Below are 5,909 nucleotides of genomic sequence, written 5' to 3' on the forward strand. Positions count from 1 at the left end.
CTATTCGGTACATGATACGATGATATCCATCACTCCCGGCTCTGTTTTTGAGGTAAATAAAAATCGTCAAAGCCAGTAAAATCAATAGATTTAGGCTTGACAGAATAGGAAAGGAAATAAATAATGTTATACGAAGAAGCAAGGGTATATTTGGATCATGTATCGAAATACGGAAGTGTACTTGGCTTAGATAGTATAAAGAGCTTACTTGGCGAGCTTGGAAATCCGCAAAACGATTTGAAATTTATACATATAGCAGGTACCAATGGGAAGGGGTCTGTTCTCGCCTGCCTTTCCTGTATTTTGCAGGAGGCAGGGCTTTGTGTGGGAAGATATGTGTCACCGACGGTCATGGACTATATGGAACGATTTCAGATCAATGGTCAATGGATGGCGGAAGACGAGCTCGCTCTTTTTGTGCCTGAAGTAAAGCAGGCGGCAGAAAAGGTGGAAGAAAAAACAGGCCTCACAGCTACTGTATTTGAGATTGAGACGGCCATCGCATTTCTGTATTTTCGAAAACATGCTTGTGACTATGTTGTGCTGGAGACCGGAATGGGAGGACTCCTGGATGCAACGAATATTGTGGAGACGACGAAGGTCTGTGTATTTACCTCGATCAGTATGGATCATGTGGGAATTCTGGGAAATACGCTGGAGGAGATTGCGGAAACGAAAGCCGGAATCATAAAACCGGGGGCTGTGGTAGTAACGGCCGGACAAAGGGAAGAAGTTCTTGCGGTTCTCAAAAAGAAATCGGAAGAATGCGGATGCAGGATGTACAAAGCCTTGCCGGAAAAGGCGGTCATACTGGAAGAGGACATTCTGGGACAGAGATTTTCCTACGGGAAGTATGAGAATCTGAGATTGAATCTGGCAGGAAGATATCAGATTGACAATGCTGTAACTGTGCTGGAAACGATAGAAGCATTGAAGGATACCGGGCTGGGGATCAGTGACCAGGCTGTCCGGAAGGGACTGGATCAAGTGTGCTGGCCGGGGCGATTCCAGGCTCTTGATGAGGAACCGCTTGTGATCGTCGACGGAGCACATAATCGGGATGCCGCAGAAAGACTTGCCGAGAATATCAGGTGTTATCTGGCGGGCAGAAGGATTACGGCGGTTATGGGTGTATTTAAGGATAAAGAGGCAAAAGTGATGACTGGGATCATGGCACCTTATCTGGAAAAGGCGTATACGGTGGATCTGCCGAACCGGGAACGAACGCTTGACAAGGAGAAGCTGGCTCAGTACCTGAAAGAAGAGGGGGTTCCGGCTGAGGTGGCTGGAAGTATCCGAGAAGCATTGGCGTTTGCCAGGCAAAATGCAGGGAAAGACGGAGTGGTGCTGGTATTTGGTTCTCTCTCTTATCTGGGAGAGGTAATCCGCATATGTGCGGAAGGAAAGGAAGAAAAGTCATGGTAGATCGCAAGAAAGTGGAACAGGCAGTCAGGCTCCTGTTGGAAGGAATCGGAGAAGATCCGACAAGAGAAGGGTTGGTGGAGACGCCGGATCGTATCGCCAGAATGTACGAAGAAATTTGCGGCGGAATGGATGAGGATGCAGGAGAGCACCTAAAGAAGACATTTACCGTTAGAAATAATGAGATGGTGGTAGAAAAGGATATTACATTTTACTCCATGTGTGAACATCACATGCTTCCGTTTTATGGGAAGGTTCATATTGCATATATTCCGGACGGAAAAGTGGTGGGCTTAAGCAAGCTCGCCAGAACTGTGGAGGTATATGCCAGAAGGCTTCAGCTTCAGGAACAGATGACGGCTCAGATTGCGGATGCACTGATGGAGCATCTGAACCCGAAAGGAGTTATGGTGATGGCAGAAGCGGAACACATGTGTATGACTATGCGCGGTGTGAAAAAGCCTGGAAGTAAGACGGTCAGCGTTGTGACGAGGGGAGCATTTGCAGAGGAAGAAAGACTGCAGAATATGTTCTTTCAAATGATCAGAGAGTAAAGCAGAATGTGCGCGGAGTAATTGATAACAATGGAACAGAGCAGGAAACAGGAAGAAATAATAAAAATGGAGCGGGTGCATCGGATCTGTACGCATCCGCTCTATGTCGAGTGTATGGAAAAGAACAGGCAGGAAGAAATGAATCGGATTTTCTGCGGACATGATATGCAGCATTTTCTGGATGTGGCCAGGTTAGCATATATATTTTCCATGGAAAGAGGATACGGGATTTCAAAGGAATCGATTTATGCTGCTGCTGTACTGCATGATATTGGAAAATGGATGCAGTATGCGCAGAAAATTCCGCATGAGCAGGCAAGCGCGCAGATTGCGGAGCAGATCCTCGAGGATACAGGATTCGAAGAAGACGAGAAAAAGGGCATTTTGCTTGCAATTCTGAGTCACAGAGAGCATTCGAAAGAAAATGGGAGAGGGAACAAGTTGGCAGAAGTACTGTATGATGCAGATAAAACTTCCCGGAATTGTTTTGCGTGCACGGCAAAAGAAGCGTGTGACTGGGGAGAAGAGAAGAAGAATCTTCGGATCATCTGGTGATTTGTGCAAATAAGATTTATGGAAGGAAGATGGAGAAAATGAAAATCGGGAATAGAGAATTTGATGTGAAAAATCACACATATATTATGGGAATTCTAAACGTGACACCGGATTCTTTTTCTGATGGTGGAAAATGGAACAATTATGATGCGGCTATGCGCCACACAGAGGAACTCTTGAAAGGTGGATGCGATATTCTGGATATAGGGGGAGAGTCCACCCGCCCCGGACATCAGCAGATTACTGAGGAAGAGGAAATAGAAAGAGTTACACCTCTTATCGAGGCGGTAAAGAAGAATTTTGATGTGCCGGTGTCAATCGATACCTACAAAAGCAGGGTGGCGGGGGCGGCACTTCAGGCCGGCGCGGATATGGTAAATGATATCTGGGGCTTTTTATATGATGAGGAGATGGCACCTCTGGTGAAAAAATATGATGTCGCCTGCTGTCTGATGCATAACCGCAGTGAGGCGATCTATGAAAATCTGATTGAAGATATGTGTTGTGATCTGCAGAAATGTATCCGTGCGGCAAAAGAGGCAGGCATAGCGGATGACAAGATTATGCTGGATCCGGGGGTAGGATTCGGAAAGACGTATGAAATGAATCTGGATGTTATGAAACATCTGGATCGTTTCAATGAACTGGGCTATCCGATGCTGCTTGGTACGTCCAGAAAATCGATGATCGGGCTTACTTTGGATCTCCCGGTGACAGAACGGGAAGAGGGAACCCTTGTGACGACTGTGATGGCAGTGCAGTGCGGATATGGATTTGTTCGTGTGCATGATGCCGAGAAAAACCGCAGGGCGATCCGGATGACGGAAGCAATTTTGAAGCGACCATAGAACAAACGAGACGAAGGGAGCAGGAAAGAAGAAATACAGGAAAGAGTAGGTGAGAAATGAAAATGGACAAGATTAAGATAAAAGACCTGGAAGTATTTGCCAATCATGGTGTATTTCCTGAAGAAACAGTATTGGGACAGAAATTCCTGGTAAGCTGTGCGATTCATTTAAATACACGAAAAGCAGGAATAACGGACTTGCTTGATGAATCTGTTAATTACGGAACCATTTGTCATTTGATTAAGGATGAGATGGAAAAGAATACATTTAAACTGATCGAATCGGTGGCAGAGCATCTGGCGGAGACTGTCCTTGAATCGGATCCCCGTATACGGCAGGTGGATCTGGAGATTAAGAAGCCCTGGGCTCCGATCGCCCTTCCTCTTGATACGGCATCTGTGGAGATAAGCAGAAAGTGGCATGAGGTATATGTGGCTGTTGGATCCAACATGGGGGATAAGAAACGCTATATCGAATCAGCACTGGATGGACTTGCACATACAAAGGGGTGTCGGCTTCTGAAAGTATCCGAATTGATTGCGACAGAGCCTTATGGAAGAGTAGAGCAGGATGAATTCCTGAATGGTGCGGTGAAGCTGGAGACTCTTTTGACACCGCATGAATTGATGGACAGGCTTCATGAGCTGGAAAAAGAGGCGGGAAGAGAGCGAACGATCCATTGGGGACCCAGAACGCTTGATTTGGATATTCTTCTCTACGACCATGAAATTATTGAGGATGATGACCTTTGTGTGCCGCATGCGGATATGCAGAACCGTACATTCGTGCTGGAACCTATGGTGGAAATCGCACCCCACAAACGTCATCCGGTTTCCGGGAAAACGATGCAGGAAATGCTTTCGGAATTGCTTGCCGATTTGACTTGATTTCTCGCCCGAAGATGCTTATACTGTAAAAGAATAGTCGGACAACCGGCTGATTTCAGAAAGAGAGGTATGGAATAAAATGGAAGAAAAGAATCTGTGGAATTCTTATGGCGAGGAGCAGCTGAAAGAGCTTCATGAGATTAATGAAAAATACAAGGACTGCCTTGATAAAGGAAAGACAGAGCGTGAATGCATCGCTCTGGCGGTAGAGATGGCAAAAGAAGCCGGATACCGCGATGTCAAAGAAGTGATGGCTGAAGGCACACCGCTCAAATCCGGGGATAAGGTTTACGCAGTATGTATGGAAAAGATGATCGCTATGTTCCGTATCGGAGAAGAGCCGATCTCGAACGGTATGAATATTCTGGGGGCCCATATCGATTCACCGCGTATCGACGTAAAGCAGAATCCACTTTATGAGAGTGAAGGACTGGCTTATCTGGATACACATTATTATGGCGGAATTAAGAAATATCAGTGGGTGACAGGACCGATGGCACTTCACGGTGTAGTGGCAAAGACTGACGGTTCTGTTGTAAATATCAGTATCGGTGAGAAAGAGAGCGATCCGGTATTCGTAATCACCGATCTGCTTGTGCATCTTTCCGCACAGCAGATGGAGAAAAAGGCTAATGCAGTGATCGAAGGTGAGAAGCTCGATCTTCTAATCGGAAATCGTCCGATCGAGCAGGCTGAGGATCTGGAAAAAGAAGAAAAAGATACCATCAAAGCGAACGTACTTAAGATTCTGGAAGAGACCTATGGAATTTCAGAAAAAGATTTCGCGTCTGCAGAACTGGAAATCGTTCCGGCAGGAAAAGCAAGAGATCTCGGATTTGACCGCAGCATGATCCTTGCATACGGACAGGATGACAGAGTCTGCGCATTTACCTCCCTGTTTGCAATGCTGGATGTGGAGTCAGCTTCCCGTACAGGATGCTGCCTGCTGGTAGATAAAGAAGAAATCGGAAGTGTTGGCGCAACTGGTATGCATTCCCGTTTCTTCGAAAATGTTGTTGCAGAACTGATCGCTCTGACAGAAGGAGAATCCGAACTGAAGGTACGCCGTGCACTGGCAAATTCCAGAATGCTTTCTTCTGATGTAAGCGCAGCTTATGATCCGATGTTTGCAGACGCATTCGAAAAACGCAGTTCCGCATTCTTCACCAAAGGACTTGCATTCAACAAATTTACCGGAAGCCGCGGAAAGAACGGTTCCAACGACGCAAACGCAGAATACCTTGCAAAGATTCGCAAAGTTATGGACGATGCAGAAGTTACATATCAGTTTGCTGAACTCGGTAAAGTTGATGTGGGCGGCGGCGGAACCATCGCTTACATCATGGCACAGTACGGAATGGAAGTCATCGACAGCGGTGTTGCCGTACTTTCCATGCACGCACCATATGAAGTCAGTAGCAAGGCTGATGTGTACGAGGCAGTAAAAGGCTATAGAGCTTTCCTGAAAAATATGTAGGGACGTTTCTTTTGCCACGGATGCTGGGGTCAAAAGCCCTGGCATCGAACGTCCTTTTTTTGCTTTTTGTTGCTATTTATAAGTTTCTACCGTAGTTTTCGGTATATTTGGTGTCGATTGTAACTATACCCTTCCCATATTCTTATGCCAATAGAGGATTTTCTGC

At 46.1% G+C, this 5,909-nt stretch carries 6 protein-coding genes; all 6 read left to right on the forward strand.

Annotated elements, in window-relative coordinates:
* Positions 1 to 123 precede the first annotated feature (123 nt).
* The 6 genes from ACTNBR_RS15835 (at position 124) to ACTNBR_RS15860 (ending at position 5,743) form a co-directional block, all read left to right on the forward strand.
* The gene (locus tag ACTNBR_RS15835) at positions 124 to 1,425 is read left to right on the forward strand and encodes a bifunctional folylpolyglutamate synthase/dihydrofolate synthase (RefSeq protein WP_427805413.1); all 1,302 of its coding nucleotides are present in this window, start codon (positions 124 to 126) and stop codon (positions 1,423 to 1,425) included.
* On the forward strand, positions 1,419 to 1,976 hold the full coding sequence (gene folE / locus ACTNBR_RS15840) for a GTP cyclohydrolase I FolE (protein ID WP_427805414.1): 558 nt from the start codon (positions 1,419 to 1,421) through the stop codon (positions 1,974 to 1,976). Before ACTNBR_RS15835 ends, folE begins: the two co-directional genes overlap by 7 nt.
* 30 nt (positions 1,977 to 2,006) lie before the next feature.
* Entirely contained in the window at positions 2,007 to 2,531 is a 525-nt protein-coding gene (locus tag ACTNBR_RS15845; protein ID WP_427805416.1) for an HD domain-containing protein, read from the forward strand.
* A gap of 38 nt (positions 2,532 to 2,569) precedes the next feature.
* Positions 2,570 to 3,379: a dihydropteroate synthase gene (folP, locus tag ACTNBR_RS15850; protein WP_427805417.1), complete on the forward strand. Its 810-nt coding sequence runs from the start codon at positions 2,570 to 2,572 to the stop codon at positions 3,377 to 3,379.
* A 62-nt stretch (positions 3,380 to 3,441) separates the two neighbouring features.
* A complete protein-coding gene (gene folK, locus ACTNBR_RS15855; RefSeq protein WP_441019164.1) occupies positions 3,442 to 4,266 on the forward strand; it encodes a 2-amino-4-hydroxy-6-hydroxymethyldihydropteridine diphosphokinase in 825 nt (274 codons plus the stop codon).
* A 79-nt stretch (positions 4,267 to 4,345) separates the two neighbouring features.
* Positions 4,346 to 5,743 carry an aminopeptidase gene (locus tag ACTNBR_RS15860; protein ID WP_427805419.1) on the forward strand — a complete coding sequence of 466 codons (1,398 nt, stop codon included), beginning with the start codon at positions 4,346 to 4,348 and terminating at the stop codon, positions 5,741 to 5,743.
* Positions 5,744 to 5,909: the final 166 nt, after the last annotated feature.

The organism is Bariatricus sp. HCP28S3_F11, from assembly GCF_052065395.1.
In the GTDB taxonomy this organism is placed as follows: domain Bacteria; phylum Bacillota; class Clostridia; order Lachnospirales; family Lachnospiraceae; genus Allocoprococcus.

What these genes read in the sequence shown, in the direction of transcription:
- ACTNBR_RS15835 (WP_427805413.1), top strand. Translation starts at nt 124, where the DNA reads ATGTTATACGAAGAAGCAAGGGTATATTTGGATCATGTATCGAAATAC.
- folE (WP_427805414.1), top strand. Translation starts at nt 1,419, where the DNA reads ATGGTAGATCGCAAGAAAGTGGAACAGGCAGTCAGGCTCCTGTTGGAA.
- ACTNBR_RS15845 (WP_427805416.1), top strand. Translation starts at nt 2,007, where the DNA reads ATGGAACAGAGCAGGAAACAGGAAGAAATAATAAAAATGGAGCGGGTG.
- folP (WP_427805417.1), top strand. Translation starts at nt 2,570, where the DNA reads ATGAAAATCGGGAATAGAGAATTTGATGTGAAAAATCACACATATATT.
- folK (WP_441019164.1), top strand. Translation starts at nt 3,442, where the DNA reads ATGGACAAGATTAAGATAAAAGACCTGGAAGTATTTGCCAATCATGGT.
- ACTNBR_RS15860 (WP_427805419.1), top strand. Translation starts at nt 4,346, where the DNA reads ATGGAAGAAAAGAATCTGTGGAATTCTTATGGCGAGGAGCAGCTGAAA.